The sequence below is a fragment of the Streptomyces sp. NPDC001222 genome (genome assembly GCF_042896945.1).
GTDB classification, from domain to species: domain Bacteria; phylum Actinomycetota; class Actinomycetes; order Streptomycetales; family Streptomycetaceae; genus Streptomyces; species Streptomyces gibsoniae.
On the sequence record NZ_JBIAXT010000050.1, the window covers coordinates 1 to 26,200 of the forward strand.

General features: G+C 68.7%; 23 protein-coding genes and 3 pseudogenes. 19 read left to right on the forward strand and 7 right to left on the reverse strand.

From position 1 onward, the window contains the following. Positions 1 to 91 precede the first annotated feature (91 nt). Entirely contained in the window at positions 92 to 1,033 is a 942-nt protein-coding gene (locus ACFY2Z_RS38250) for an aldo/keto reductase (RefSeq protein WP_390748609.1), read from the reverse strand. Positions 1,034 to 1,113: 80 nt separating this feature from the next. On the opposite strand from ACFY2Z_RS38250, the gene ACFY2Z_RS38255 reads away from it, so the two are divergent. The 3 genes from ACFY2Z_RS38255 to ACFY2Z_RS38265 all read left to right on the forward strand — a co-directional run bounded on the left by ACFY2Z_RS38255 (position 1,114) and on the right by ACFY2Z_RS38265 (position 5,171). Next, positions 1,114 to 1,734 carry a TetR/AcrR family transcriptional regulator gene (locus tag ACFY2Z_RS38255; RefSeq protein WP_390748610.1) on the forward strand — a complete coding sequence of 207 codons (621 nt, stop codon included), beginning with the start codon at positions 1,114 to 1,116 and terminating at the stop codon, positions 1,732 to 1,734. 209 nt (positions 1,735 to 1,943) lie between these two features. Then, complete coding sequence (locus tag ACFY2Z_RS38260) at positions 1,944 to 3,560, forward strand: FAD-dependent oxidoreductase (RefSeq protein ID WP_390748611.1); 1,617 nt, start codon at positions 1,944 to 1,946, stop codon at positions 3,558 to 3,560. A 162-nt stretch (positions 3,561 to 3,722) separates the two neighbouring features. Beyond that, positions 3,723 to 5,171, forward strand: coding sequence for a multicopper oxidase family protein (locus ACFY2Z_RS38265; protein ID WP_390748612.1), 1,449 nt, complete (start codon positions 3,723 to 3,725; stop codon positions 5,169 to 5,171). Between the two features lie 100 nt (positions 5,172 to 5,271). Here ACFY2Z_RS38265 and ACFY2Z_RS38270 read toward each other — a convergent pair whose 3' ends face one another. The 4 genes from ACFY2Z_RS38270 to ACFY2Z_RS38285 all read right to left on the reverse strand — a co-directional run bounded on the left by ACFY2Z_RS38270 (position 5,272) and on the right by ACFY2Z_RS38285 (position 8,470). Continuing rightward, entirely contained in the window at positions 5,272 to 5,994 is a 723-nt protein-coding gene (locus tag ACFY2Z_RS38270; RefSeq protein ID WP_390748613.1) for an FAD binding domain-containing protein, read from the reverse strand. Between the two features lie 310 nt (positions 5,995 to 6,304). After that, positions 6,305 to 6,736, reverse strand: coding sequence for a hypothetical protein (locus ACFY2Z_RS38275; protein WP_390748614.1), 432 nt, complete (start codon positions 6,734 to 6,736; stop codon positions 6,305 to 6,307). A 58-nt stretch (positions 6,737 to 6,794) separates the two neighbouring features. After that, positions 6,795 to 7,265, reverse strand: a complete 471-nt coding sequence (locus ACFY2Z_RS38280; protein WP_390748615.1) for a hypothetical protein — start codon at positions 7,263 to 7,265, stop codon at positions 6,795 to 6,797. Between the two features lie 326 nt (positions 7,266 to 7,591). Further along, a complete protein-coding gene (locus tag ACFY2Z_RS38285) occupies positions 7,592 to 8,470 on the reverse strand; it encodes an alpha/beta fold hydrolase (RefSeq protein ID WP_390748616.1) in 879 nt (292 codons plus the stop codon). A gap of 202 nt (positions 8,471 to 8,672) precedes the next feature. Between ACFY2Z_RS38285 and ACFY2Z_RS38290 the strand changes: the two genes are divergently transcribed. From ACFY2Z_RS38290 to ACFY2Z_RS38320, 7 genes and pseudogenes are all read left to right on the forward strand, one after another. Further along, positions 8,673 to 10,688 (forward strand): BTAD domain-containing putative transcriptional regulator, encoded by a 2,016-nt coding sequence (locus ACFY2Z_RS38290; RefSeq protein ID WP_390748617.1) that lies wholly within the window; start codon positions 8,673 to 8,675, stop codon positions 10,686 to 10,688. A gap of 528 nt (positions 10,689 to 11,216) precedes the next feature. Next, positions 11,217 to 12,539, forward strand: coding sequence for a peptidase S8 (locus ACFY2Z_RS38295; RefSeq protein WP_390748618.1), 1,323 nt, complete (start codon positions 11,217 to 11,219; stop codon positions 12,537 to 12,539). A 41-nt stretch (positions 12,540 to 12,580) separates the two neighbouring features. Next, on the forward strand, positions 12,581 to 13,111 hold the full coding sequence (locus ACFY2Z_RS38300) for a hypothetical protein (RefSeq protein WP_390748619.1): 531 nt from the start codon (positions 12,581 to 12,583) through the stop codon (positions 13,109 to 13,111). A gap of 688 nt (positions 13,112 to 13,799) precedes the next feature. Next, on the forward strand, positions 13,800 to 14,699 hold the full coding sequence (locus ACFY2Z_RS38305; protein ID WP_390748620.1) for a virginiamycin B lyase: 900 nt from the start codon (positions 13,800 to 13,802) through the stop codon (positions 14,697 to 14,699). A 429-nt stretch (positions 14,700 to 15,128) separates the two neighbouring features. Then, positions 15,129 to 15,332: a hypothetical protein gene (locus ACFY2Z_RS38310; protein WP_390748621.1), complete on the forward strand. Its 204-nt coding sequence runs from the start codon at positions 15,129 to 15,131 to the stop codon at positions 15,330 to 15,332. Between the two features lie 486 nt (positions 15,333 to 15,818). After that, complete coding sequence (locus ACFY2Z_RS38315) at positions 15,819 to 16,190, forward strand: hypothetical protein (protein ID WP_390748647.1); 372 nt, start codon at positions 15,819 to 15,821, stop codon at positions 16,188 to 16,190. A 46-nt stretch (positions 16,191 to 16,236) separates the two neighbouring features. Continuing rightward, positions 16,237 to 16,422: pseudogene (locus tag ACFY2Z_RS38320) on the forward strand (glutamate synthase-related protein); the annotation flags it as partial. Between the two features lie 1,042 nt (positions 16,423 to 17,464). Here the strand turns inward: ACFY2Z_RS38320 and ACFY2Z_RS38325 are convergent. Both ACFY2Z_RS38325 and ACFY2Z_RS38330 read right to left on the reverse strand, forming a co-directional pair. After that, positions 17,465 to 17,767, reverse strand: a complete 303-nt coding sequence (locus ACFY2Z_RS38325) for a sulfurtransferase TusA family protein (protein ID WP_390748622.1) — start codon at positions 17,765 to 17,767, stop codon at positions 17,465 to 17,467. A gap of 209 nt (positions 17,768 to 17,976) precedes the next feature. Continuing rightward, positions 17,977 to 18,798 (reverse strand): zinc-binding dehydrogenase, encoded by an 822-nt coding sequence (locus tag ACFY2Z_RS38330; protein WP_390748643.1) that lies wholly within the window; start codon positions 18,796 to 18,798, stop codon positions 17,977 to 17,979. A gap of 56 nt (positions 18,799 to 18,854) precedes the next feature. Here ACFY2Z_RS38330 and ACFY2Z_RS38335 point away from each other — a divergent pair, with 56 nt between their 5' ends. From ACFY2Z_RS38335 to ACFY2Z_RS38375, 9 genes and pseudogenes are all read left to right on the forward strand, one after another. Next, positions 18,855 to 19,160, forward strand: a complete 306-nt coding sequence (locus ACFY2Z_RS38335) for an SDR family oxidoreductase (protein WP_390748644.1) — start codon at positions 18,855 to 18,857, stop codon at positions 19,158 to 19,160. Further along, positions 19,157 to 19,345, forward strand: a complete 189-nt coding sequence (locus ACFY2Z_RS38340; RefSeq protein ID WP_390748623.1) for a ferredoxin — start codon at positions 19,157 to 19,159, stop codon at positions 19,343 to 19,345. Before ACFY2Z_RS38335 ends, ACFY2Z_RS38340 begins: the two co-directional genes overlap by 4 nt. Positions 19,346 to 19,823: 478 nt before the next feature. Next, positions 19,824 to 21,026, forward strand: coding sequence for a cytochrome P450 (locus ACFY2Z_RS38345; RefSeq protein WP_390748624.1), 1,203 nt, complete (start codon positions 19,824 to 19,826; stop codon positions 21,024 to 21,026). Between the two features lie 144 nt (positions 21,027 to 21,170). After that, positions 21,171 to 21,821: a glyoxalase gene (locus ACFY2Z_RS38350; RefSeq protein ID WP_390748625.1), complete on the forward strand. Its 651-nt coding sequence runs from the start codon at positions 21,171 to 21,173 to the stop codon at positions 21,819 to 21,821. A gap of 59 nt (positions 21,822 to 21,880) precedes the next feature. Beyond that, positions 21,881 to 22,363: an iron chaperone gene (locus ACFY2Z_RS38355; RefSeq protein WP_390748626.1), complete on the forward strand. Its 483-nt coding sequence runs from the start codon at positions 21,881 to 21,883 to the stop codon at positions 22,361 to 22,363. Between the two features lie 316 nt (positions 22,364 to 22,679). After that, positions 22,680 to 23,926 (forward strand): annotated as a pseudogene (locus tag ACFY2Z_RS38360) (PP2C family protein-serine/threonine phosphatase). A 54-nt stretch (positions 23,927 to 23,980) separates the two neighbouring features. Continuing rightward, a pseudogene (locus tag ACFY2Z_RS38365) lies at positions 23,981 to 24,137 on the forward strand (transposase); the annotation flags it as partial. A 691-nt stretch (positions 24,138 to 24,828) separates the two neighbouring features. Beyond that, positions 24,829 to 25,320 (forward strand): SigE family RNA polymerase sigma factor, encoded by a 492-nt coding sequence (locus ACFY2Z_RS38370; protein ID WP_390748627.1) that lies wholly within the window; start codon positions 24,829 to 24,831, stop codon positions 25,318 to 25,320. Between the two features lie 3 nt (positions 25,321 to 25,323). Next, positions 25,324 to 26,043: a hypothetical protein gene (locus tag ACFY2Z_RS38375; protein ID WP_390748628.1), complete on the forward strand. Its 720-nt coding sequence runs from the start codon at positions 25,324 to 25,326 to the stop codon at positions 26,041 to 26,043. Positions 26,044 to 26,200 lie beyond the last annotated feature (157 nt).

The window sequence follows — 26,200 nt, forward strand, 5'->3', positions numbered from 1 at the left end:
CACCTGGCACCTCGCGCCGGCCGGCACATGACCGTAGGGGCCATCCGGCCGCACGACCAGACAACCCCTCACCAAGATCTTCATCGACCTTCTAGTCGAGCGCGATGTCTCCTGAGCGGGACGGGACGGCGTCCAAGACGGAGAGCGTTGCCTTGTCGAGCGTGACCGCTCCCGCCCTCACGTTCGCCTCCAGGTGATCGGGGTCGGCCGTGCCGGGGATCAGCAACACGTTCGGGGCGTGGTGCAGCAGCCAGGCCAGTCCGACCTGGGCGGGTGTGACGCCCAGCTCACGCGCGGCGGTGATGACGGCGGGCTCGTCGGTCACCTTCGGCATGCCGTCGAAGGCGCTGCCGAGCGGGAAGTACGGCACCCAGGCGATGCCTTCCTCCAGGCACAGGCGGAGCATCTCCTCATCGTCGCGGGCCAAGAGGCTGTAGGCGTTCTGCACACATGCGATGCCCGCGGGCAGGGCGCTGCGCAGGACGTCGAGGGAGACGCTGCTGAGGCCGATCGCGCCGATCTTGCCTTCGTCGCGAAGGGCGGTCATCACGGCGAGCTGGTCGTCGAGGGCGACGACCTGGTCCCCTTCGGCACGCAGGCCGGGGCCGGTGTCCGTACGGCGCAGGTTGACCAGGGGGATCTGCTCCATCCCGAGGGCCGCGAGGTTGTCCTCGACGCCGGCCCGCAGCTGCTCGGGGCGCTGCGCGAGGCGGAGGGGGAGCGGGCCGTCGGGGTCGGGTTCGGCGCCGACCTTGCTGACCACGATGACATCGTCCTCGGGGCGGACGGCTTCGTGGATCACCTCGTTCACGAAGCCGTGGCCGTAGAACTGGGCGGTGTCGATGTGGTCGATCCCCAGCTCGATGCAGCGACGCAGTATCGCGATCGCGGCCTTGCGGTCGCTTCGCAGGCGCTCCAGCTGCATCGCACCGAAGCCGATCCGGGAGACGGTACGGCCCGCGAGCCGTCCGGAGCCGCCGGCGCGCACCGCGCCGGAGGCGGTGACCTGAGGAGATCGGGCGGGGGAAGCCATCGGCTCTCTCCTTCACGTGGGACCATGGGCGAAGCGGAGTCTCTCCGTTTCACCGTAGCACTAACCGGAGGCCCTCCGTTTTGTCTGAGACCGAACCCGCGGCCACCGGCCGCAGCGCGGCAGCGCCCGGTCGGCCGGAACGTGCCGACGCACGGCGGAACCGCGACCGACTCCTCGCCGCCGCCAGGAACGCCTTCGCCGCGACACCGGATGCCGTTCCGCTGGACGCGATCGCGCGCGCGGCCGGCGTCGGGATCGGCACGCTGTACCGGCACTTCCCGACCCGTGAGGCGCTCGTGGAGGCCGTCTACTCCGCCGAGCTCGACGAGGTCGTGTCCAGCGCGCCGGCGCTTCTCGGCGAACATGAGCCCGCAGCCGCACTGCGCGCATGGATGACCCGGTACGCGGCGTTCTTCAAGATCAAGCGCGGCCTGTCCGACACGCTGCGTGCGGGCTGGGCGTCGGGCAGCATCGCCACGCCCGCGACGCGGGAACGCATCACGGCCGCCATCGCCATGATGCTGCGCCGTGGCGCAGAGACTGGTTCGCTGCGCTCGGACGTCGATCCTGAGGACGTCACGATGATGCTCCTCGGCGTGTTCCTCTCGACCATGGCGATCGACTCGCCGGAGAAGGTCGACCGGCTCCTCGACCTGATCGTCGACGCACTGCGCCCGGCCCTCGAACGGAAGGAGCGGTGACGCTGATCGACTGCAGCGCACCGTCCCAGGTGTCCGGGGTCTGTCTGTAAGCGGTCGGCACACCCCAGGGATCGTTGACTCCGGCTCTACTGCGGCATCCAGGTGATTGCTCGGGTATTTCCAGCCAACATGCGGCAAAAGGAAAAGAAAGGGTTGCAGGCAGACCTCGGCAGGGGCGCAGCGCTGCAGACCGCAGAGGAGAACACGCGATGAACGATGGAGATGAGTATGTGCCTGTGCTGATTGCTGGGGGGTCGCTCGTTGGGTTGTCCGCATCCCTGTTCCTCGGGCGTCTTGGGATTCAGCACCGTGTCGTTGAACGCCATGCCGCACTGTCGACGCATCCGCGCGGCCGCCGCAACAACATGCGGACGATGGAACTGTTCCGGACCGCGGCCCTTGAGCCCGAGATCCGGAAAGCGGCGGGCGCGTTGTCTCACAACCGCGGGATTCTGCGCGTGGACACCCTGCACGGGGAACACCGGGAATGGCTCCAGACGCCGATAACCGGCAGGCCGCCCGAGGCCGATCTGTGTTCGACGGTCCGGTGTGACTGCAGCCAGTACGATCTCGAACCCGTACTGCTCCAAGGCACCCGGGATCTCGGTGGGGACGTGCGCTTCAGTACAGAGCTGGTGTCCTTCTCACAGGACCGCCATGGTGTGGACGCCGTCGTGCGGAGCGCGGATTCCGGTGAGACCCGTACGGTGCGCGCGGATTACCTGCTCGCTGCTGACGGCCCCCGCAGCCCCGTGCGTGAGCGGCTCGGCATCCGGCAGTCGGGAGCAGGAGATCTGTTCCACCGCGTCAGCATCACCTTCCGCAGCAGGAAGCTTCGCGAGGTGGTCGGGGAGGAGCGCTTCATCCTGTGCTACATCACCAACCCGTCGGGCGAGGGTTTGCTGCAGCCCGTGGACAACAAAGAGCAGTGGGTCTTCCAGCTGCCATGGTTTCCCGAGCGTGGACAGACAGTGGAACACCTCACCGACGACCGGTGTGCCGAGCACATCCGGACAGCGGCCGGAGTGCGTGATCTGGATGTCGAGATCACCGGCAAGGCACCGTGGCGTGCGTCGGAGCGGCTGGCGGACAGCTACCGAGACGGACGGGTGTTCCTCATCGGTGACTCGGCACACGAAATGCCGCCGACTGGGGCATTCGGCGCCAACACCGGTATCCAGGATGCACACAACCTCGTCTGGAAGCTCGCTGCGGTATTGCGTGGCTGGGCGGGCCACAGGCTGTTGGACAGCTACGAATCCGAACGCCGTCCGGTGGCACAGGCCACCAGTGTGCAGGCAATCCTGCGGGCCCCCGGTGAAGAGCGCTCCGGCTACACCGCCAGGCCCTCGGCGGACAGCTCCATCGATCCGATGACGGTGGCGCTGGGATACCGGTACGTCTCCGCAGCGGTGGTCGGTGCTGACGCCGGCGCACCGACCATCCCCGATCGTCTGCACCTGTCCGCCGACCCCGGCACTCGCGCACCTCACATGTGGGTGACACGCAACGGAGCGACAGTCTCCACCATCGATCTGTACGAGCGCTCCTTCGTCCTGCTCTGCGGACGTCCGGACTGGCGCGAGGCTGCCCGGACGGCGGGCGGACAACTGAACGTGCCGCTCGATGGCTACCTGATCGGCAGCGGCGCCGCGTACGATCTCGACACCGGCGACGGCCCCCACTGGTCAACCGTGCACGGCACGACACCGGACGGTGCCGTCCTCGTACGCCCGGACGGCTTCGTCGCTTGGCGGACGGACAGCGGGCCAACAGACGGGGAAGAGGAACTGACCGGCGTCCTCCGCCGAATTCTCGGACGTTGAACAGTGCTGCGCGCGTGCGCGGGTCCGGATCGCCATGGGGTACGCGCGGGTGCTGGCCGTACACGTCCCGCTGGGCGTGCCGATCATCGCCTGCACCGTGCTCATGCTCGTCTGGGCCTGGCGCCCTTCAGCAGGCCCGAACCGTGCCCTTGAGGAGCGCGTATGACCGGGGGCATCGCCAGGCGTCGCCTGCTCGCCGCTGCTGCCCTGGGCGGTGGCGCGCTCGCCGCGGGCGGATGGGCCATGGCCGGAGGGGTGCTGACGCCGGGTCAGCCAGGGCTGCTGTTGCGCAGCCAGGCACCCCTGCCGCGGCCGTACGCGGTGCCGCTGCCCGTCCCGTCGGTGCTCGCGCCCGCGCGCTCCAGCGGCACGACTGATGTGTACGAAATCATCCAGCAGACGGCGCGTCTGCGGATCCTTCCCGGGCTCGAGACCACCGCGTGGACCTACGGCGGCACCTTCCCCGGGCCGACCCTGGTCTCCCGATCGGGCCGAAGGACGGTGGTGCGGCACCGCAACGAACTGCCGCATCCGACCGTGGTCCACCTGCACGGCGGTCACACCCCCTACGGCAGCGACGGCTATCCGACCGCGCTGATCCTGCCGCGCAGCGGCACGGCCTCCCACGGCGACGGCATGGCAGGGATGCCGGGCATGTCCGAGGCGGCCCGATCGCGGGACGACGCCCCGGTCGAGCGGACGTACACCTATCCGATGGAGCAGCGGGCCGCCACCCTGTGGTACCACGACCACCGCATGGGCTTCACAGGCCCGAACGTCTGGCACGGCCTTGCCGGCTTCCACCTCGTCCACGACGACGAGGAAGAGGCACTGCCGCTGCCTCGCGGTGAACGAGACATCCCCTTGATGATCACCGACCGGACCTTCGCCGCCGACGGGTCCTTCCGGTACCCCGCCCTGGACGCGGTCCAACACACACCTGGTGTCACCGGCCCGTACATGGACGGCGTCCTCGGCGACGTCCTCCTCGTCAACGGGGCACCCTGGCCGGTGCTGGAGACACAGCGGCTGCGCTACCGCCTCCGCCTGCTCAACGCCTCCAACGCCCGCCGCTACCGTCTGGCACTTGACCCCCAGCCGCCGGGCGGTGGCGGTCTCGTGCAGATCGGCGGCGACGGCGGCCTGCTGGAAAGGCCCCCTCGCGCACGACACCCTGGACATCGCCCCCGCCGAACGCTTCGACGTGATCGTCGACTTCTCCCGCTACCGGCCCGGCACCCGCGTGCGGCTTGTGAACCGGTTGGGCAGTGGCAGCACGGCGGACATCATGTGCTTCGCCGTCTCCACCGCGCGGCCACCGGCCGGCGACTCGCGCATACCGGACCGGCTGTCCGCGATACCCGCCCCGCGGCCGGAGCGGGCAGCGGCGATCCGACCGTTCCACTTTCAGCGGCGGGCCGGTCCACCGGCTGGACCATCAACGGCCGCCCGTACGAGCCCGGCAGGCCCCTGGCCACCGTCCGGCTCGGCACCACCGAGCTGTGGCGGTTCGTCACCGACTTCCACCATCCCGTTCACCTCCACCTCAACCACTTCCAGGTGATCACCACCGTGGACGCATGGGGGCACACCCTCGACTCCGCCATGTGAAGCTCGTGAAGGCAGCGCATGGGCTCGGCGTCCGGCAGCCTGCGCTCGTCCTGGCAGGCGGTGAGCAGCGGTTTGGCCGCCCGTCGCTGCGCCCGCTCCCTCAGAGGTGACCGTACGCCCCCAGCAGGCCGATGATCTGTGGGCGGACGGCTTCCCAGGCGGCGGCCGGCAGGTCGCCGAGAGCCGTTCCGTGCAATGCGCGCAAGGTCTGTTCGGTGTCGGCATCAGCGGCGGTGACACCGCTCAGCACGTCGTAGCCATCGCGTACGGCGACACGGAGGCGGACGCCCGTGTCCTCGTCGGCGTGCAACGCCGAGGCTACGACGAGGGGTGGCGGTCCGCCGGCTTGAGAGGGCAGTTTGCGATAGGCGGAGGCGATAGGAGTGCGCCAGCGGAGGCTGAGCAGCAGGGGACGCTTGGCGGTCACCTCGGCCAGATCCGTCTCGTGGACACCGTCGGACTCCAGGACGGTCGCTCTGGCGTTCAGGACAAGTGCCGCGGGCAGCAGGCAGCGCAGCGTGCTGCCGGCGAGGTTGCCGCCCACCGTCGCCGTCCGCCGAACGGCCCCGGTGCCCACCGTACCGGCCGCCAGACGCAGCACATCGGGTACGCGGTCGTCGACGCGGTTCAGGACGACCGCGCCGCCTACGGTCTCGGGCCCCAGAACGTTGGCCTCCGGCAGGTCGCGCAGAGACATCGCGAGTTCGGGGAAGCCGTCCCGCTGAAAGGTGGCCCACAGGAGCGTTGCCCCGCCGATGGGCAGGGCCCCCTCGGCCAGACATTCCCGCGCTTCGGACAACGACGTGGGCAGACGCAACAGCACAGCGACCGACCTGCCTTCCTGAAGAAGCCGGGCAAAGGCGGAGGGTGACGTTCTGGCCACATGCCCGTGGCAAGGAAGTCTTCCCGCCGGGCCGGGGGCGCGTACAGGGCTCACACGAGCACGCCGTGCCGCGAGCGTCCTCGCGGCCGCCGTCGAGCCGGCACAGCCTGGCCCAGTGGTCCTCGACCGGCCATGGTGTCGGGTGGCCCGGGGGGTGTACTCCACCTGGGCCACCCGATCCTGCGCGCCGTGCGGCGTCACGGAACTCTCGTTCGTGCGGACCCGGACGTGGACCGCGGGCAGGGGGTGATCAGTTGTAGTAGAGCCATACGTCGGCGTAGACGCTGGCCCCTCCGTTCGGACGGGCGAGCAGCATCCCGGTGAAGTTGCCTCGGAAAGACTTCCAGGGGCTGCACGTCTTGTGCTTCGGGCCGTAGTACCTCGGGCTTGTCCACTTGATACCCGAACTGGCGTGCAGGTACAGGTTGTAGCCGTCCTTCAGGTGCGACCCCCATGCGTTGTAGCAGATCTGAGCGGAGTGGTTCGCCCACATGATCGGCGTCTGCTTGTTGCCGCCTCCGGCGTAGGAGTGGATCCGAAACGGACCGGAGGCCGAAGCCGGTGCGGTCGGCTGTGCGGTCTGGGCCTGGGCGAGCGGCGAGACGCCCGCGCAGGTGATGCCGGCTCCGAGTGCCACTGCCGCTCCGGCGGCTGCGATGGCGGCACGCTTGCGCGCGTTCATGATCTGTCCTTTCTCCCATATGGGCTGCATGTTTTTCTGACGGGCACGGCATGGAAGGTCACTGCGCGCCGAACGCCCCGACCTCGGTGGTGTGCGCCTTGCCGACCGACGTGACGACGAACCGCAGCGGCTGACCGTCCCGGTAGCCGCCCACGTTCTGGACGTAGTTCATCGTCCAGTCGCAGGGCTGAGCGCCGCTGTCGCCGATCCACTTGTGCGTCTCGACGTTGTAGATCCGCAGCCTTGCCTTGCTGTGGTCGCCGCCGTTCCAGCAGCGGAAGGCGCCGATGACCCGCGCCGAGTGGGCGTCGAACGACCTGGACACCCACTTCTTGCCATGGTCGTTGAGGTAGGAAGCGGTGATCTTCGTCGGGCCCCACAGATGGTGCCAGCCGGCCGCCTGACTGTCGTGGATGGAGTCCTGAGTCGGCGCCACCTGAGCGGAGGCGGCACCGGCCGCTGCGGTGGTTCCTGCGCTGATCGCCAGTACGGCGGCGGCTGCAGCAATGATCTTGCGCGCACTTGTCATGGGAATGCCTCCCGGTCTTCGGTCACGGTGTGGTGAGAGCGGCATCGGATGGGACCAGGCCGCTGTCTGCGTGCAATTGAGGCTGCGACAGGAGCACTTGCCGAATCCAGCGTTCGGAGTCCGGTGCAGGAATCCTGGGACGTCTCATGCTCTGACCTGCGAAGAGGGACCGCTCCATGACGGTGCCGCGGGACACCGCCCGCTCGATGAGTCTTCGTCGTCCGTCCACGGTCACCGGGGCGTTGGATTGGGTCACGGCGGCCCGTCGCGCGGAGCGCGTCAGAGCCTTCGGTGAGTTGCGGCCGATACCGGCCTGTCCGGGAGGATCACCGCTTCACCAGGTTCAGGATCAGCGTGGCGATGTCCTCCGGAGCCTCCTCGGCCATGAAGTGGCCCGCCTGGGTGGTGAAGTGCTGAAGGTCGGTGCTCCACGGCCGCCAGGTCGCGGTGGCGTCGAAGCCCAGCTGTCGGCCCCAGTCCTGCTGGACGACCGTCACCGGCATGGTGAGCCGGTTGCCGGCGTCGAGATCGGCCTGGTCATGTTCGATGTCGACGGTCGCGGTGGCACGATAGTCGGCAACGATCGACGGAACGGCGTCCCGGCATGCGCGAAGGTACTGGGCGCGCACTTCCGCCGGGATCGCGTCGGAGCTCCTCGACCAGACGTCGAGGAAGTGGCCGAAGAACGCGTCGGCGCTGCCCGTGATCAGCCGCTCGGGCAGGCCGGGCGGCTGAGCCATCAGATACAGGTGGAAGGCCACCGCCGCGCTGACCCCGCGGAGGACGTTCCAGGTGTCCAGAGTGGGAACGATGTCCAGGATTCCCAGGTGGCTGATCCGACTCGGGTGATCAAGGCCGGCCCGGAAGGCAACATGCGCACCCCGGTCGTGCCCGACCAGCGCGAATCGGTCGAACCCGAGTGCGTCGGCCAGGCCGACGATGTCTGCGGCCATCGTCCGCTTCGAGTAGGTGTCCTCGGTGACCGCTTCCGGCTTGCTGCTGGCGCCATAACCGCGAAGATCGGGGCAGATCACAGTGTGGTGCTCGGCCAGGACGGGAGCGACATGCCGCCACATCAGGTGGGTCTCGGGAAAGCCGTGGAGGAGCACAACGGCCGTTCCTTCTCCACCGACTGCCGCGTTCAGCTCGACGCCGTCACCCACACCGATCGACCGGGTATCGAACCCCGGAATGCTGATGCCCATTGTTGTCGTCTCCTTCTGCCAGACTCGTGAGTCGCTGCCGCACATGCACGGATGCATGCACGGATGCATGCACGGATGCATGCACGGATGCATGCACGGATGCATGCACGGATGCATGCACGGATGCATGCACGACAGGGATGATCCGAGAGCCGGATCAGCAGTGGATCAGCAGCAGACCGAAACCGACGACAATGACGACATGGAGATCCTCGTCAAGGTGCTCGGGCCGATCGAGGTCACGGATGCCGAGGGCCACCCGGTACTGGTGGGCAGCCGGCGTCGCCGCGAGCTTCTGGGACGGCTGGTGGCGGCCGGCGGCCGGGCCGTCCCGCTTCCGGTGCTGGTCGATGATCTCTGGGAGGACCCCCCGCCCGCAGCGGCCGGGACGGTCCGCACCTTCGTCGCCGAGCTCCGCCGCGCCCTCGAACCCGATCGTCTTCCGCGAACCCGGTCGCACACCATCGAGACCGTCGGCACCGGATACGCCTTGCGGATTCCACGGGAACACGTCGACGCCCACCGGTTCGAGGACACCCTTCGGGCCAAGCACGACGGCCCCAGCGGCCAGGCCGCCTGTGCGCTGAGCGAAGCGCTGTCGTCGTGGCGGGGCGAGCCGTACGCAGACCTCGACGCCTCGCCCTGGCTGGCGCCAGAGCGCGCCCGGCTGACAGAACTGCACCGTCAAGCCGTCGAGCTGCGCGCCCGAGCGATGCTCGACCTCGGACGCGGCGGGCCCCTCGTCCCGGAGCTGGAGGCGTTCGCCACCGCACACCCTTGGCGGGAGCATGCCTGGGTTCTGCTCGCCCATGCTCTCTGCCAAGCCGGCCGCCAGGTCGACGCGCTGGCCTCGCTGCGTGACGCGCGTGCCAGGCTGCTGGATCGGTTCGGACTGCAATCGGCGGACAGCCTCGACCATCTCGAACGTGACATCCTCCGGCGCGCTCCGCACCTCACGCCCGCCCCTCGCGGCGAGGACCGGCTGCGCCTCCTCACGCGCACAGAAGCGACGGGGACCTACACCCGGCTGCGTTCGATGAGCACCGTCGCCCGGGCCGCCGCGGTCACAGGCGGCACCAACCTGGTACTTGCCCAAGAGCAACGCGCCGCGGCCGCCGCGGAAGCAGAAGGGACCGAAGACCCCGGCCTCACGGCCCGCGTGATCGCGGCGTACGACGTCCCCACCATCTGGACGCGCGCCGACGATCCCGGACGGTCCGAGGCCCTGGTCGCGACCACCCGGCGCACTCTGGACCGACTGGGGCCATGTGCTCCGGTCGCGCTTCGAGCACGCCTCCTCGCCACCATCGGGCTGGAGCATCGTGGAACCCGAGACCGCTGGGCCGCCGAGGCTGCGACCGAGGCCGAGCGGCTTGCCCGAGACCTCCACGACCCCAGCGTGCTGGTACTCGCGCTCAACGCCCGATTCGTACAGTCCTTCCAGCGCCCCGGGCGCACCGGAGAACGCGACGTGATCGCCGGCGAGCTCATCGATCTCTCCACCCGGCATGATCTCCCGATGTTCGAGATCCTCGGCCGTCTGATCAAGATCCAGGTCTGCGCGGCCCGCGGCGACACCGAGACCGCGCAACGGCACGTCGTGGCGGCCGAGCGGCTCGCCGCCACGCACGAGACCCCGCTCGTGCACGTTCTCACCGCCGCTTTCCGGGCCATGCAGCTGGCAGAACGCTCGGACGACCCCGCCGAGGTCGCTCATGCCTATCGCACCGTAGCCACCGACCTCGCCGGCGCCGGCATGCCCGGGGTGGAAGCCGGCATCCTCCCGCTCGCGCTCCTCTCACTCCGGCTGCGCCACCAGCGTCCCGTGCCAACGGACCCCGACCTCGACTGGGGCCCCTACCGTCCCTGGGTCCAGCCCCTCCTCCACCTCGCCTGCGGCAACCTCGCAGCGGCCCGTGAGGCGGCCGCCATCCTGCCCAGACCCCCTGCTGACCACCTGTATGACTCGCTCTGGGCCGTCAACGCACATACAGCGATCCTGGTCCAGGACGAATCACTCGCCACACAAGCGCACGACGCCCTCTTCCCCCTGCGCGGCGAGATCGCGGGTGGCACAACCGCCATGATCAGCTTCGGCCCAGTCAACGACATCCTGGCCACCCTCGATCAGTACCTCGATCGGAGATACCGCCCACCCCTCGAACCGAGCCCCCGCCCGTCGTCTTGCGCCGACAACGTCCAGCCCCGCGACAAGTAGCTAGGTGGGGCCGTCCCAGATCCGCCGCCAGGTGCGGTGGAGGGGGTCGCAGTGCCGGAAAGCGCCGACCCCGAGGATGTGCGTGCTGCCGTCGGCCCGGGTGATCTCCGGTGGCGGGGACGAGCGGGCCAGGTTCGGCGACGATGCTCATGGGACCGGCGACGACTGCATGGGCGAAGTCGAGGCCGCCCGGGCCCGTTTGAGTCACTCCTGGTCGCCTCCTTCGACTGCGTAACCCTGGCCAGCGGCAGACATGCCCGGCCATCCATGACTTGGCGTCAGGTAAATTTTCAGCCATTCGAAGAACTGTTCGATGCGGGGGAGTGATCCCACTCGTGTGATGCATCGCATCACGGCTGTCCCGGCACTCCGCGTCAGCGGACGCCGGGGCCGCTGTGGGCAGCGTCCGCGCCCAACAAGCCGGACGCAGAGAGGATTTGGGAATCTGTGGATCGAACAAGAGCAAGAGGGAGACGGCCGGTCATACGCACGGCCGATGGGGGCCGACTGGCCGGCCAACTGGCGGTCGTGGCGGTGGCCTCCACCCTGGTGGTCGGAGCACTGGCCTCCTCCTACGCCGTCGCCGTTGCGCCGTCGGGCGGCGTGACCGCCAAGTCGGCCGCTGTCGCCGACAGTGGCGAACCGGTCGCCCGGCTGCGCCAGGAGGTGCGGTCCGGGTCGTTGCTGGCCGGGCACGGCGTGCGCACCGTCTGCCCACAGTGCGGGGCCCGGGTCGTCACCGAGAAGACCGGCAGCGCTACGCCCCTGCGCGCGGCCGCGCCCGCGGGTTACGGTCCGGGCGACCTGGCCAAGGCGTACGGCTTGCCCGCCACGTCGAAGAGCACGGCGACCATCGCGATCATCGACGCGGGCGTCGACGCCACCCTCGCCTCCGACCTGGCCACCTACCGCTCCGCCTACGGTCTGCCGGCCTGCGACACGGCGTCCGGCTGCCTCACCCTGGAGAACTACACCGGCGGCAAACAGCCGGCGCCGCAGAAGAAGGGCGCCGGAGCGGCCCTCGAAGAGGATCTCGCCCTCGAGACCTCACTCGACCTCGACGCGGCCTCCGCAGCGTGCCCCACCTGCCACCTGGTGGAAATCTCCGTGCCCTGGCAGGACGGCGAGGACGACAACGACGTCTCCACCGGCGACTTCGCCAAGGCAGTCAACACTGCGGTGGCCGCCAACGCCTCGGCCGTCAGCATCAGTTACGGCTACACGGCGGACGTGACCAACACGAGCGGTGCCGACCTCAAGGCGTTCAAGCACAAGGGCGTTGCGATCACCGCCTCCACCGGGGACGAGGGCTTCAACGGCGGCATCCATCAGATGTGGCCGTCCAACCTGCCCTCAGTGATCGCCGTGGGCGGCGTCACTCTGCCCGCCACCGGCCCGGCGACTGGCTGGTGGGCCGCCGGCAGCGGATGCGAGACCGACTTCGCCGCCGCCAACGGGCAGCCCGCCTCAGTGACCGCGGCATGCGGCCACCACCGGGCTGCCGCCGACGTGTCCGCGGACGCCGACCCGGCGACCGGCCTGGCCGTTTACGACACCGACGCCCCGAGCAGCGGCGAGCCCAACGACTGGACGATCGTCGGCGGTACGAGCGCCTCCGCACCGTACATCGCGGGCCTGTACGCCCGTGCCGGACACCTGGCCTCCGTGCAGGGCCCGAGCACGCTCTACAAGGCCCCGTCGTCCGACTTCACGGACATCACCAGCGGGAACAACGAGGACTTCCACCAGTGCGCCGAGTACCCCGGCATCAGGCACTCGCTGTGCAACGCCGCCGCAGGCTGGGACGGGCTGACCGGAATCGGCATGCCCCACGGCCTCGGCGCGTTCTGATCCGCTTCTTCCACCGACGAGAAAAGAGAGGACCCGTCCCCATGCGTCGAAGGACTCGGGCAACGGCTGTCGCGGCGGCGCTGTCCGCCACGCTCCTGGCCGGCTCCGGCATGGCCAGCGCCACCACCACCGCCACCAAGGCGGCGGTCCAGCCCTGCACCACCAACAATGTGTCGTTCTACTTCGGTGGCTACTCCTACGGGCTCGGCCAGCGCAGCTTCGACCTCACGCTGCTCGCCCACGACGGAATCACCTGCAGCCTCAGCGACACCCCGCTGATCACCGTCAGTACTCCGCCGGACGAGACCAAGAAGGTCCCCGTTTCCATCAACGGCCGCGGCGGCACTCTCGTGCTGCGCTCCGACTCGCCGCTGCACGCGACCATCTTCTATTCGGCACCCGATACACAAGCGGACAAGCGGGAGGTCAACGGCCTCACGCTCGCCATGCCCGACGGGACCAACCGCGCGACAAGCTTCCTCTTCCCCGGCACGACCGACATCTACAAGTCCGGTGTGTTCGTCACGTCCTGGAAGACCGGTATCGGCATGGGCCAGGGCGAGCAGCGCTGAAAACGCTGACGGCGGGCATCTGACGCCCTGAAGGAACAGGGACCGTGACGTCGTACGGCTCGGCGCACTGAGCCGTACGACGCTCAGGGGCCCCGTCGCGTTGGCGTCGGGCCGGCTGGGGATCCCCGGTTCGAGCACGGTCCTCGACGTGGGCTGCGGGACCGGCGTCCCGGCGGCCTGCGCGCTGACCGCGGTCGGGCACCGAGTCACGGGCATCGACATCAGCGACGTCCCTCGGGGGCTCGACGCCCTGTGCTCTGAGAAGGGGTTCCCTTCATCCTCCGGGCGCGGTCAGCCCCTCGCTGACCTGCGTCGACCAGATCGTCCGAGACAACGGTCGGCCTTCGTGCCCCAGGGACCAGACCTGTATCTGCCCACCGTTCGTCGTCATCCGATCGAGTCGTTTGAGAGCGAACTCAGTCCGCCGGGGTCACGTGCCCTCGCAACTAGCCCTGCGAGGCGAGCCGGCTGGGAGAGTTGATGGCTGGGAGCGAGGCTGTATCGATGGGGTTGGCCCCGGTCTACGTCGAGTTGTCCTTCGTGGATTCCGTACGCGGACGACGGCGACTGCCTCGTCCCGGGGAGGCTGAGTCCCCTTCCGGCCGGGGATATTCGAGGGCGCGGGCGCCGCGGCCCGGATAGCATCCGCAGTCGCGCTTCCCCCCTCCACCGATCAAGGAGTCCGCCCATGCCCCGGCGTCCGACCGTTGCGATCGCAGAGTTCTCCGTCTCCGACCGGGAGGCCGGACCCTACGGAATCACCGCCGGACCGGACGGCGCACTGTGGTTCACCATGGTCCACCACGGGCGGATCGGCCGGATCACCCTCGACGGTCATGTCACCTCCTACCGGCTTGAATCGGCTGCCAGCGGACCGTCGACCATCACGGCCGGGCCCGACGGCGCGCTGTGGTTCACCGAGTTCCGCAGCCACCGGATCGGCCGTATCACCACGACCGGAGACGTCGTCTCGTTCCCGCTGCCGACCCCGGACGCCGGGCCGTTCGGGATCGTCACGGGCCCCGATGACGCGCTGTGGTTCACCGAAGCCAACGCCGACCGCATCGGCCGCATCACACCCGACGGTCATGTCACCGAGTTCCCTCTCCCGCTCTCGGGAGCTTTCCCGTCGGCCATCGCCGCCGGCTCGGACGGCAGACTGTGGTTCACCATGAACCAGGCGAACGCGATCGGCGCCATCGGAGTCGACGGCGACGTCACCGTCCACCCGCTGCCCACCTCGGCCGGCGCCCCAGTAGGCATCACCGCGGGCGCCGATGGCGCCATGTGGTTCGTCGAGATCGGAGTCGGTCAGATCGGACGGATCGCGCCGGACGGAAAGATCGACGAATTCGCCCTGCCGGACCGCGCGTCACGCCCCCACGCCATCGCCACCGGCGCCGACGGAAACTGCTGGTTCACCGAGTGGGGCGCCAACCGTATAGGCCGGATCACCCCCGACGGCCGTATCGACGAACACGACCTCCCCAGCCCGGCCTCGGAACCCCACGGCATCGCCCAAGGACCCGACGGCGCAATCTGGACCGCGCTCGAGATCGGAACGATCGCCCGCCTCACCGCGCTCTGAGACGGAACCTCCCCGGCAGGTGACATCAGCGCGCTCCTCGCCACAGCCTGATTGCCATCCGATCCAGTCCCCCAGGTGAGCGGATCGCACCGGACCGACTTCATCGGCACCGGACACCTACGCCCGTAACGACTGGACAAACCCAGCCCACTCCCCTTGTCCACCCCGGCGGAGGACGCTGCGGTGTGTTCTGGCATCGGCCGGAAGCCCACCGCCTTGTTTCCTGTCCTCCTTCATCACCACGCCGGACAGCGACAGCCCCATGGTGAACTCCTCGACGTACGCCGCCCGTCCGCAGCTGGAGATCGCCAAGGACACCACGGTCCTCCTCGACGCGCGCGAGGCACACCGATCGACCGTGCGTACCGACCGGCCCGCCGAGGATCGCACTCTGGCCATCATCGGCCACGCCGGATACGCACCCGGCGATTGCGGTGCGCCAAGCTCTCGTACCCCTACGACGGCGCCACCACCTGGACCGAGGCAGCCATCGCCGAGCACGACAGCACCTGGGCGGCGACGGTGAACCACGCCGGTGCCTCCGGCAAGCAGGTCACCCTGAAGACCGAACTGACCGATGCGAACGGCAACTCCCTCACCCAGATCGTGACCCGGGCCTACGACGTGCGGTAGCCCCAGGCCACACCGTCGACCGCCGGGCGGCACTCCCGTGAGGGTGGGGCCGCCCGGCGGTCCTGCGTCCGCTTGGTCTGACATCCGTAGCGGATGTGGGATGCGCCATCCACGGCGGTCGCGCCACCGCCCGGCGGGGGCGCGCTGTTCGCCCTGACGCTCACGTGTCAGCAGCACTCGCTGTCGTCCATGCCATGACCTCAAGGATCATCTTCTCGCAGGCTGAAAAGAGCTGGGCCAGCGCATTCCCATCAGGTGTCCGCGCGACCTGCGCACCCGACATCACCCAATCAAGTCCAGTAGCGCTCTGACCGCCCAGGTTCACCGAGTTGGGCAACCGCGCCCCGACGCACATGGGGCGGTAATCTCTGCGCTCGGCCGGATGTTCCGCCGGACAGTCGAAGGGTAGGGGCAATGGGGGTTGCGCGGCAGGTCAGGACGGAGTCGGCGTCGGAGAGAGATCCGAGTCTGCTGCCGGCCCTTGGGATGTTCATCGTGCTGGCCGCAGTACTGGAACGCTGTCTGTCGCTGTTCGGTGGACCGGAGACGTACATACTCTGCGATGACCTTGTAGAGCTGTCCAAACGACTCGACCGGGAAGCAGGCGTGAACCGGTGGCTCCTGATGGCCGGCCTCGTGCTGTCCGTGGCAGCACTGGTCATCTCACGCGTACGACGGGGACGAGTTCTTCCCGTGCTCATGCTGTCTTCGGTTCTGATCTTGGTGGTTCTGTCGGACGACTATGCGGCGCGCGCGGATGCCGTCGCCTTGCAGATCTCGACATCCCAGACTTGCGACGAACCCACGAACGTCTACGACACTTCCCGAGGCTGGTTCAACTGGAATCCCCTCGGCTAGGCGCTGTGGCCACATAGGTTCGCCGGGTTCAGGCTGCGGTTTCGAAGAGGGCACCGCACCGGACTTCATCATCGTGGACGGAGCGGAGGGTGGCACCGGCTCCGCACCGCTGGAGTTCTCCGACCACCTGGGCAGTCCGCTCACCGAGGGACTCATCACCGTTCACAACGCTCTGGTCGGTGCCGGCCTGCGGGACCGGATCAAGATCGGTGCCAGCGGAAAGGTGGCCACGACTCCCTCATCGGGCGCCCGCTACACGCTCACGCCGTGCCGACGCTCTGAAGGTCAGGAACAATTGGCCTCGCGCTTTCAGGAGGACGCTCGAACGAGATAAACGGTGTAGTCTCGCGCAGCCCCGTTGACAAGAACATAGCCGCGAGCATTTGCGTACGCGCCCGTGCCACCGGTGATAGCGGTTTTCCATGGCGGTGGAGTCCCCTGGCTCGTAACCGCGAGCGTATTTTGCCAGCTGAGCTGCCCGCTCCCGAGGCTGTAAACCCCTGAACACAGCTGGGTGTTCGGTTTCTCTGCGCTGGGATTCAACGACCCCCCGACCTGGGTGCACCTTGTCGCGGAGAAGCCGTCCTTGCTCCCGTTGCGGACGAGTTTTTCGGTGATGAGAACCTGGTTGCCTACTCCGGTTGCATGATCTCCGTTCTCGAGCCTCTTGCTCTGTGTCATCTCCCCGTGGAGATGGATGACTTCATAGCTGCCCCCTCCCTCGTTGCCCTGAGACTGGGAACTTGGGGACGCGGAGGCTTGGCATCCGGCAATTGACAGTCCGAGCACCGGAGCAGCGGCCATCAGGCACCACCTTGAAATGGGCACAGCTGTTTCCTTCCTGGTAGCGATTGCTTGCTGCGATGCGGGCAGGTGTCACCGTATACGGCCGTGTCAACATGCAAATGCAATTGACGAGGTTGAACTCTTCGTGTCGTATTGGGTGACGGCTCGACATCAGCTGCGGTTTCACGCCGTAGGTGCGCGCTGCAGGACACAAGAAGGGCGGGGCCAACCAGCGAGGAAACGACCCGCGGTGCAAAGCCGGAACCGGTCTCGGAGGGCGTAACGACGTGTCATCAATACTGACATCAGCGCGTCAGCAGACAACAGCATCCAAGGACGGACGTGTGCTGTCCTCACTCCCGGCCGGTACCCCACTCCGGAGAAGCCGCGGATCGCCGGAAGAGCGAAGGGCGCCGGTTCGGCCCCGGCCACCATCGCCGAACAGCGAATGAGCGGGCGACGCGGACCCGAACCCTCGCGTACGACCTTCACGCGTCGGTGGGCCACCAAGGGGCGTCGGCCTTGGTTGGGCGGGCGTTGACCGAGAGCCGAAGGGCGTAGACGGGCCGATCGTCGCCGGGAGCAGGACCGAGGTAGTGGTGTCCGGTCAGGTGGCACCAGGCGGGCAGGTCGAGCGGGGCGGCCGGGTCAGTGGCCACGACGTGGACCACGCTGCCCGGCTCGGCGCCGTCGATCTCCTTGCCCAGGCGCATCAGGAGGGTGACGCAGAGCAGGCCGGTGCCGTCGACGGTGATGTCCGGCACGGAGGTCTCGTGGTTCACGGGCTTCATCGGCGGTAGGCGGTGGCGGCGACGGCAGCTCAGTGTTCCAGTTCTGCACGTACAGGATGTCGGGAGTGGCCGCGGCCGGCCCGAAGAGCTGCGCGAGCTGGGTGGTGACGGCCTTGTCGAATCCTGGGCGAGCGGTGCGGGCGTGTGCGAATCCCGTGGCCCGCCCGCAGTGACAGGGAGAATCCGGGGCGACGGCCTGGCGGGCCTGATCATTTGCCGCCCGCGGGGTCCAGAACGATGCGGAAGCGGGGAGCCCCGGAGCGTAGCCGGGTCACGGCCTCACCGGCCTGCCCCAGCGGCATCCGCTCGATCATGGGGCGCACGTTGTTGGTGACGGCGAACTCCATCGCCTCCTGGGTCTCGCGCGCGCCGCCGGTGAGGTGCCCGGTGACGGTGTGGCCGTTCATGACGAGCTGGGCTGCCGGAACGGTCGGCGATCCGGCGTCGACGCCGACGAGGGTGAGCTGTCCGTGGACGTTGAGGCCGGTGAGGAGTTCATCGACGGGGGCGGTGGAAGAGGCGGTGCAGACGATGAGGTCCGCGCCGCCGAGTTCCTTCAGGGCGGCTCCGGACGCCCGGCCGGTGCTGTCGACGTAGTGGTGGGCGCCGAGGTCGCGGGCGAGTTCCTCGCGGTCGTCGCCGCGGGCGACCGCGATGGTTTCGTAGCCGAGCTCGGCCGCGAACTGGAGGGCGAGGTGCCCCAGTCCGCCGACCCCGAACGCGGCGACCCGCCCGCCCGCACTGGTGCCCGCCTTGCGCACGGCGTTGAAGGTCGTCACGCCCGCGCAGCCGAACGGGGCCGCGTCGAAGAGGCCGAGCTCGTCGGGGATGCGCGCGAGCGCGTCAGCGGGCACGTTGATGCTCTGGGCCCAACCACCCGGGTAGGACAGACCGGGCACCTTGCGTTCGGGGCAGTGGACCACGTCGCCCGCCCGGCAGAACGCGCAGTGCCCGCAGCTGCCGCCGAACCACCCGACGGCCACGCGATCCCCGACCGCCCAGCCTTGGACCTCGTCGCCCAGTTCGGCGATGACACCGGCGACCTCGTGCCCGGGAGTGACGGGGAAGGCGGTGTCGGGATCGGTGGCTGCGGCCGACGGATGTCGACTGCGCCCTCGACGGGTTCAACACCTTCCACCCTCTCGGCCGGACCGGCACCGCTGACGACGTCGCGGCAACCATCGCCTTCCTCCTGTCGGACCAGACCGACTGGGGCACCGGCGCCGTCTGGGACATCGACGGCGGCGGCATGGCCCAGCACCCCTTCGCCTTGCGAGAACCGTCCGGGGGGTCGATGGTGAGGGTGAGGCATGCCCACCGACCACATGGACCGAGCGCAGACGGCTGCGGGGCTCGGCCACCGCGGCCCGTGCAGGGAGCGGGTCCCACATGAGGCTTGTCGTCGATCTCAATCGGTGCCAGGGATTCACGCAGTGCGTCTTTCTCGCCCCGGACGTCTTCTCCCTGCGCGGGTACGAAGCGCTCCTGTTCCGCTTTCGCTTCGACGAGGCGAAAGGTGACCGGGTGGAGGAGGCAGCCGCCGTCTGCCCGGTGCAGACCATACTCGAACTCCGATGAGCCGACGAAGGGTGTGGCGTGCCCCATGTCGGCTGACACGGATGTCGAGGTCCTGCGGCGCCAGTGCCGCATTGTCGTCGTCGACGCCTCGCCGGCAGGCCTGCGCGCGGTGGAGACCTTGGGCGACCAGGGCTTCACCGGATCGCTGACCATGATCGGCGACGAGTCGGGTTCGTCGCGGTGTACGGGTACCCCGGCCGCGTCTTCGCCGTGGCCTCCTTCGACGGGGGCAAGTGGCTGGGGTTCTACGAGCAGCAGATCGCGGCCGGAGCGCCTTTCCCGCCGGAGTACCACTCGGTCGACGGCCGACCCGAGACGCTGCAGCCGGCCGACCCGGCCTTCCCCGACCCTCACGTGCCCGCCCACGGGCCCAACCGTCACGCTCACGGGTCACGCACCGAGCGAGCGGCATGTCGAGTTCGCTCCGTCACATGCCTGCTCGCCGGCCTTGTGCCGCCCGGAGCCCTCAGGAGACACCATGACGCCCGACACCATCTCCGCGCAGATCACCGACTACGCCAATCGGGCGGATCCATACCCGCTCTACGAGGAACTGCGCAGGACACCGGTCAGGCGGGAGGACGACGGCACCTTCCTGGTCAGCACCTACTACGAGGTGCGGAGCCTGGCCAACGACCCGCGGCTGAGCAACGACACGAGGAACCGTTCATCCGGCTACGCCCGCACGGCGGAAGCGGAGGACACAGGCCTGCCACCGAGCTTCATCTTCACCGACCCGCCGCTACACGACCAGTTGCGCGACACCATCAATCGGCCGTTCGGTCCCCCGCACAGCCCCAGGTTCCTAGACGGCCTGCGCGGGGAACTGGCCAAGGTCGTCACCGAGCTGCTCGACGCCTTCGAAGGCAAGGACCAGGTCGACATCGTCGAGGACTTCGCCTACCCCCTGCCCGTCACCGCCATCTGCAAGGTCCTCGGGGTGCCGCGCGAGGACGAATCACGCTTCCACGGCTGGGCCGATGCCCTGGCGTCGTCACTCGATCCCCAATCCGGCGAAGACGGCCAGGAAAAGGGGCAGCGGGCACGCCGGGAACTGGGCGCCTACCTGTCCGACCTGATCGAGACCAAACGTCGCCACCCCGGCCCCGGGATTCTCAGCGCGCTCGTCCCCGACATGACTCCGGCAGACCTGGAGGCCACCGCGGTGCTGCTCCTGGTCGCCGGCCACGAGACCACCGTGAACGCGATCACCAATACGACCCTCACCCTGCTGCGCCACCCCGACGTCCTCCAGCGGTTCCAGAGGGAGCCGGACCTGGCCGCCCCGCTCGTCGAGGAAGTGCTGCGGTACGAGCCTCCGGTCCAGTTCGTCCCGTGGACCACCGCCCTGGCCGACATCGACGTCGCCGGCACCACGATCCCCAAGGGCTCGCCGGTCTGGCTCATGCTCGCCGCGGCCAACCGCGATCCAAGACGCTTCACGGACCCTGACCGGTTCGATCCCGACCGCAAGGACAACGAGCACCTGGGTTTCTACACCGGCATCCACTACTGCTTCGGCGCCCCGCTCGCCCGTATGGAACTACATCTGGCTGTGCCTGAACTGTTCCGCCGGGTCAAGTTCTCCGGACTGCTCCAGGACCCGCCGCCGTACCGTGCCAACGCCGTTCTGCGCGGCCCGCGCCACCTTCCCGTGGCGATCGAGGGCCTCACCGCCTGAGCACCCGGGGGCTGCGGGCACGGCTCACGATGCGGGCTCTCCGGTCACGGTGGAGGGGATGCCCGCGACGGTGGCGAAGCAGGCAGGAAGACCGGTCAGGAATCGAGAAGCCCCGGCCGCCCAGCAGCCCCTAGCGTGGTGGCCATGGCAACCACCGCATCCCACACGTCCATCGCGTCCGTCACCCTCGAGGTGCCCGACACCGAGACCGCCCACCGCTTCTACACCGCCTTCGGAGTGGACACGTACATACGCCTGCGGACGTCCGAGGCACACTCCACCGGATTCCGTGGCTTCACCCTCGCCCTCACGGTGTCCCGGCCTGCCACCGTCGACAGCTTCGTCGGCACCGCCGTGGACGCCGGCGCCACGGTGCTGAAGCCCGCCGCGAAGTCGCTCTGGGGCTACGGCGGCGTCGTCCAGGCCCCGGACGGGACGATCTGGAAGGTGGCGACCTCGGCGAAGAAGGACACCGGCCCGGCCACCCGCGAGATCGACGAGATGGTCCTCCTGCTCGGCGTCGAGGATGTGAAGGCCAGCAAGCAGTTCTACGTGGACCGGGGCCTGACAGTGGCCAAGAGCTTCGGCGGCAAGTACGCCGAGTTCACCTCCGGCGAGTCCAGCCCCGTCAAGCTGGCGCTGTACAAGCGCGGCGGCCTGGCCAAGGACCTCGGCGTCCCCGCCGACGGCGCCGGTTCGCACGGCATCGTCCTCGGCAGCACCGCCGGCCCCTTCACCGACCCGGACGGATTCGCCTGGGAGGCCAACCCGTCGCTCACCCCCGCATCGTCCTGACGCGCGGCCCCGCACTCTCCCACCCGACCTGCCTCGTCCCTTTACGAGAGGAACCTGCCATGCAGCCCACGAAGTCGTCCACCGAGAGCTCCGGTACGTCCGCCGAGCAGTACAACGGCTTCACCGCCGAGGAGCGGGCCGCGATGAAGGAGCACGCGCAGGAGCAGAAGAAGGCGGCGGCGCAACGCGGTTCGCGGGCGGAGAAGGAGGCGGCAGCGGAGCGGGACGTGCTCGCGAAGATCGCCGATATGGCGGAAGCGGACCGGGTCCTCGCCGAGCGGATCCACGACATCATCAAGACCGCGGCCCCGGACCTGACACCCAAGCTCTGGTACGGGATGCCCGCGTACGCCAGAAACGGCAAGGTCCTCTGCCACTTCCAGAGCGCGGAGAAGTTCAAGTCGAGGTATGCCACGCTCGGCTTCAGCGACCAGGCGGCACTCGACGACGGCGCCATGTGGCCGACCGCCTACGCCCTGAAGCAGCTGACGCCGGCCGACGAACAGCGCATCATCGCGCTCGTCAAGAAGGCACTGGGCTGAGGCCAGCCGCGACTGCCGCCCAGGTCAGACAGCAAGTCATCGAACAAATCCTGATTCCAGACTGGTGATCGCCGCGACTGCCCTCGCGTATTCGCTGTCCCGTGCCGGTGACGATTGATCGTCGCCGGCGAAGGTTGGTGATCACTGAGCTCGCGCCGTCGGACAGTGATTGGCGCCCCGGCGGCTCCTGACACTCATCGAGTCCAACCGGCCGACCGCACGTATAGCACGCTCAGTGCGAGCGGACTGGCACCTGGTGCAACGAGCGGTCCTCGCCGCGGCCGCACTCAGGGTGATCGTGCCTGACGTGAGAGAGATGGGGATCGGTGTGAGACTGGGCGCGGAAGGGGTGATCCCCGTGTCGGACCCACAACACGCGTCCGCCGGTCCCGATGCCGTCGTCGACGAGAGTCAGCTGGAAGAACTGATCATCGAGGCGCAGACGGCCCTGCCGTTCGAACTGTCCGCCCTGGCGAATCGGTGCGCTTCAGCTCTCGGCCTGGACGCCGCGTTGATCTACCTCGTCGACCTGCAACAACGGCTGCTCATCCCGCTCGACGAGGCTTTGGAGCCACTGCCGGTGGAGGGCTCGTTGGCCGGTTGGGCCTACCGCACCGTCTCCCCGCGGGTGGTCGATGCCGACGGCGGCGTGATCGTCTGGATGCCTCTGGTGGACGGCGCGGAGCGATTGGGTGTCCTGGCGGTGCGGACAGCCTCGTTGGACGGGGTGCGGTTGCGCCGTAGCCGCATGCTGGGCCACCTGTTCGCCATGCTGATCACCTCCAAGCGCGCCTACAGCGACTGGCTCGCCGCCCGCACCCGCACCATGACCATGCGGTTGCCCGCCGAGATGCTGCGGGCCTTCCTGCCACCCCACACCGTCGGCAGCCGCAGGTGTGTCTCGACCGCGGTCCTGGAACCGGCGTACGACATCGCCGGCGACGCCTTCGACCACTCGGTGGTCAAGAACGTGCTGCACACCATGATCCTCGACTCCATGGGTCACGATCTGGCCTCTGGCCTGACCACGTCGGTGGCCATGGCGGCGGCGCGGACCTCTCGCCGCGGCGGTGGCGACCTCGCGGGAATCGTCGACTCCGTCGACCAGGCGCTCGCCCGATGGCTGCCCGACCATTTCTGCACCGGCGTGCTCTGTCGGCTCGATGCGGAGACCGGGGTGCTGCACTGGGTCAATTGCGGTCACCCGCCGCCGCTGCTGATCCGTGCCGAGCAGGTGGTCGACGGGGGGCTGGACAGTCCCCGCAGCCTCCGATCGGCCTGGCCGGCCCACTCGCTCCGGCCGCCCGGCAGGTCCATGAGGCGACACTGAAACCCGGCGATCAGGTGCTGGTCTACACCGACGGTGTCGTGGAGGCACGCGACGCGAACGGAGTGGAGTTCGGCCTGGACCCGTTCACTGACTTCATCATCAGTTCCTCCGCGGCCGTCCAGCGTCCGGCCGAGGTGCTGCGGCTCCTCATCGACGCCATCCTCGACCGCCAGGGCAACCAACTGCGGGACGACGCGACCATCCTGCTCTTCGAATGGCACCCGCAGCACTAGGACTTGTCCGGCCGATCGTGGGGCTGCCTGCTGCTCCGGATCGTTGATGTGAGCGTGGGGGGTGATTTGACGGATGCGGAGTGGGATTCGGCTACTGCCGTTCCTACCGGTCAGCGACGGGCGTTGTGGCCGCTGGCGGGATCACCGGCACGTGATCGACGGGATCCCGCACCGGGAGCGGACCGGGGCGCAATGGCGGGATCTGCCCGAGCACCGCGATCATGAACGAGTCGCGGGCGTCGGTCTTGGCCTCGCCGGGGTAGAGGCCGGCGATCCGCCACATCGTCAGACCTCGCAGCCGTGCCTCACAGGTCACCGACACCGGCGAGTGCCGATCGAGGCGGGCTGGTCGGCAACGACGAGTACGGCGCCATGCTTCGCGTTCGGTCTGACGGACATTCCGCGGAGCCTGGGTTCGCGGTTGGGCAGCCGTTTGCCGAAGACCTTCTCGCCGGACGGGATCAGCGCGGTGGCGTGTCAACAACCTCCCTGCCTTCTCGAGAGAGTCGGCGGGCATGCCCCTCATCAGCGGTCAACCAGCGCCTCCGGGAGCGGTGACACCACCTCCCAGACCATGCGAACCACAGGGGGAGCAGGCAAGCCTTCCCGGAGGCCGACCACTCTGTTGCGGCGCTGATCAAGAAGGACATGGGGGGATCCCCCTCGTCGCGAAGTAGAGAGCAGCCTGAAGAGGATGTACGACATCGGCCTTCGTACCCGCGATGGGGGTGTGCACGCCGACGTACTGGCGCAAGCCGGTACCGCTGATCGGTCGGCACCGGCACCCATGGAACCGGCTGTCAAGATTCGTCCACGCCGATCCTGCACAAACGACGGGGGCCGTGACGTCTACCTACCGAGACGCCGTCACCGAGCGGCGCCGACGAGGAGGGATCGACATCGTGACGCTCGAGGAGTTCCTCAGTGCTGAGCTTGCGGGGCTCAGCCGCTTCGCGGGTGCGCTGACCGGAGATCCGCACATGGCCGAGGACGTCCTCTCCGACGCGCTGCTCGTGGTCGTGTCCCGCTGGCGCAGGATCTCCGCGACGGAGAACCCCGTCGCCTATGTGCGCCGGATCGTGGTCAACAAGCATCTGTCGGACCGGCGCAGGGCGAACCGCCGACGTACCGATCCCAGTGGTGACGCCGCTGTGCTGGACCGGGTCGATCCCGATGCGAGTGACGCCGTGATACGGCGCGACGAGGTGGACCGTCTGCTGGCGGGTCTGACACCGCGCCAGAGGGTGGCCGTCGTCCTGCGCTATCTGTTCGACGAGAGCGACCAGGAAATCGCCCAGGTGCTCGGTTGCGGTAGCGCCACGGTGCGCTCGCATCTCTCCCAGGCGCGTGCCTCACTGCGCCTCTCCGCTCATTCCCTCACCGAAAGGAGCTGACCCGTGGATGTGGACGACCTGACCGCTGCCCTTGCCGCGCACACCCCCGATCCGGAAGCCGTGCTCGATTCGCTGTGGACCAAACGCCGCAAGCGTGCCCGACGCCGCGTCCTCGCTGCCGGAGGCGCAGCCGTTGTCGCCGCGGCCGCGATCATGCTCTGGCCTGTGGGCTCCGCCGCGCCCGGCACCGGCGCCACAGGGGGAGGGGCGGGCGGATGCGCGGTCATGCCGCTGCAGCAGCAACTCGCGGTTGCGCGGGAGGAGGGCTTTTCGGTTGTCCTTGCGAAGGGGGCCTTGACAGGTCGCTCGGCAACCGGAAATGGGTCGGCATACGCCGAGATGCGCCTCACCGATGTCAGGACCCTGAGCGGTCCCGGGACCCGCTCGGGAAGCACGGTGTGGGTGTCGAGCGATCGCGGTTCCGGCGGCCCGCTGCCTGGTACGCCAAGCGGGTCGCTCTGGGCCCCCGATGGCAGTCTCTTCGGCATCGTTGCGCCCTCGTCCCCCGGCGATCCGGCAGGCCTGTACCTGCGGGTGGCCCCGGTTGTCGGGGGGCAGGTCGTCCTGAGCACTGCCGGATGCTGGCTGGAAGATGGTCGGCCCACCCGGGCGTACCACGGTCCTCTGGCGGAGATCCCCGGAAGCGACTCGTTTCGGCGTGCGGCGCAGGGGGGTTTCCAGACCGTCCCGCTCGGCGAGGTGCAGCGCCTCGCGGGCCGCTGAACGCCGCCCAGGGGCGTGGCTCTGACCACGTCGCCTCACAGACCCCGGCGTGACGAGGAACGCAAGCGAGCGGCTTCCGGAAGAGGATGCCGTTGATCACGAGGCGGTTCAAAGATCCTCTGGACAGACCTTAGGGCTAACAGGATGAGGCGTGTCG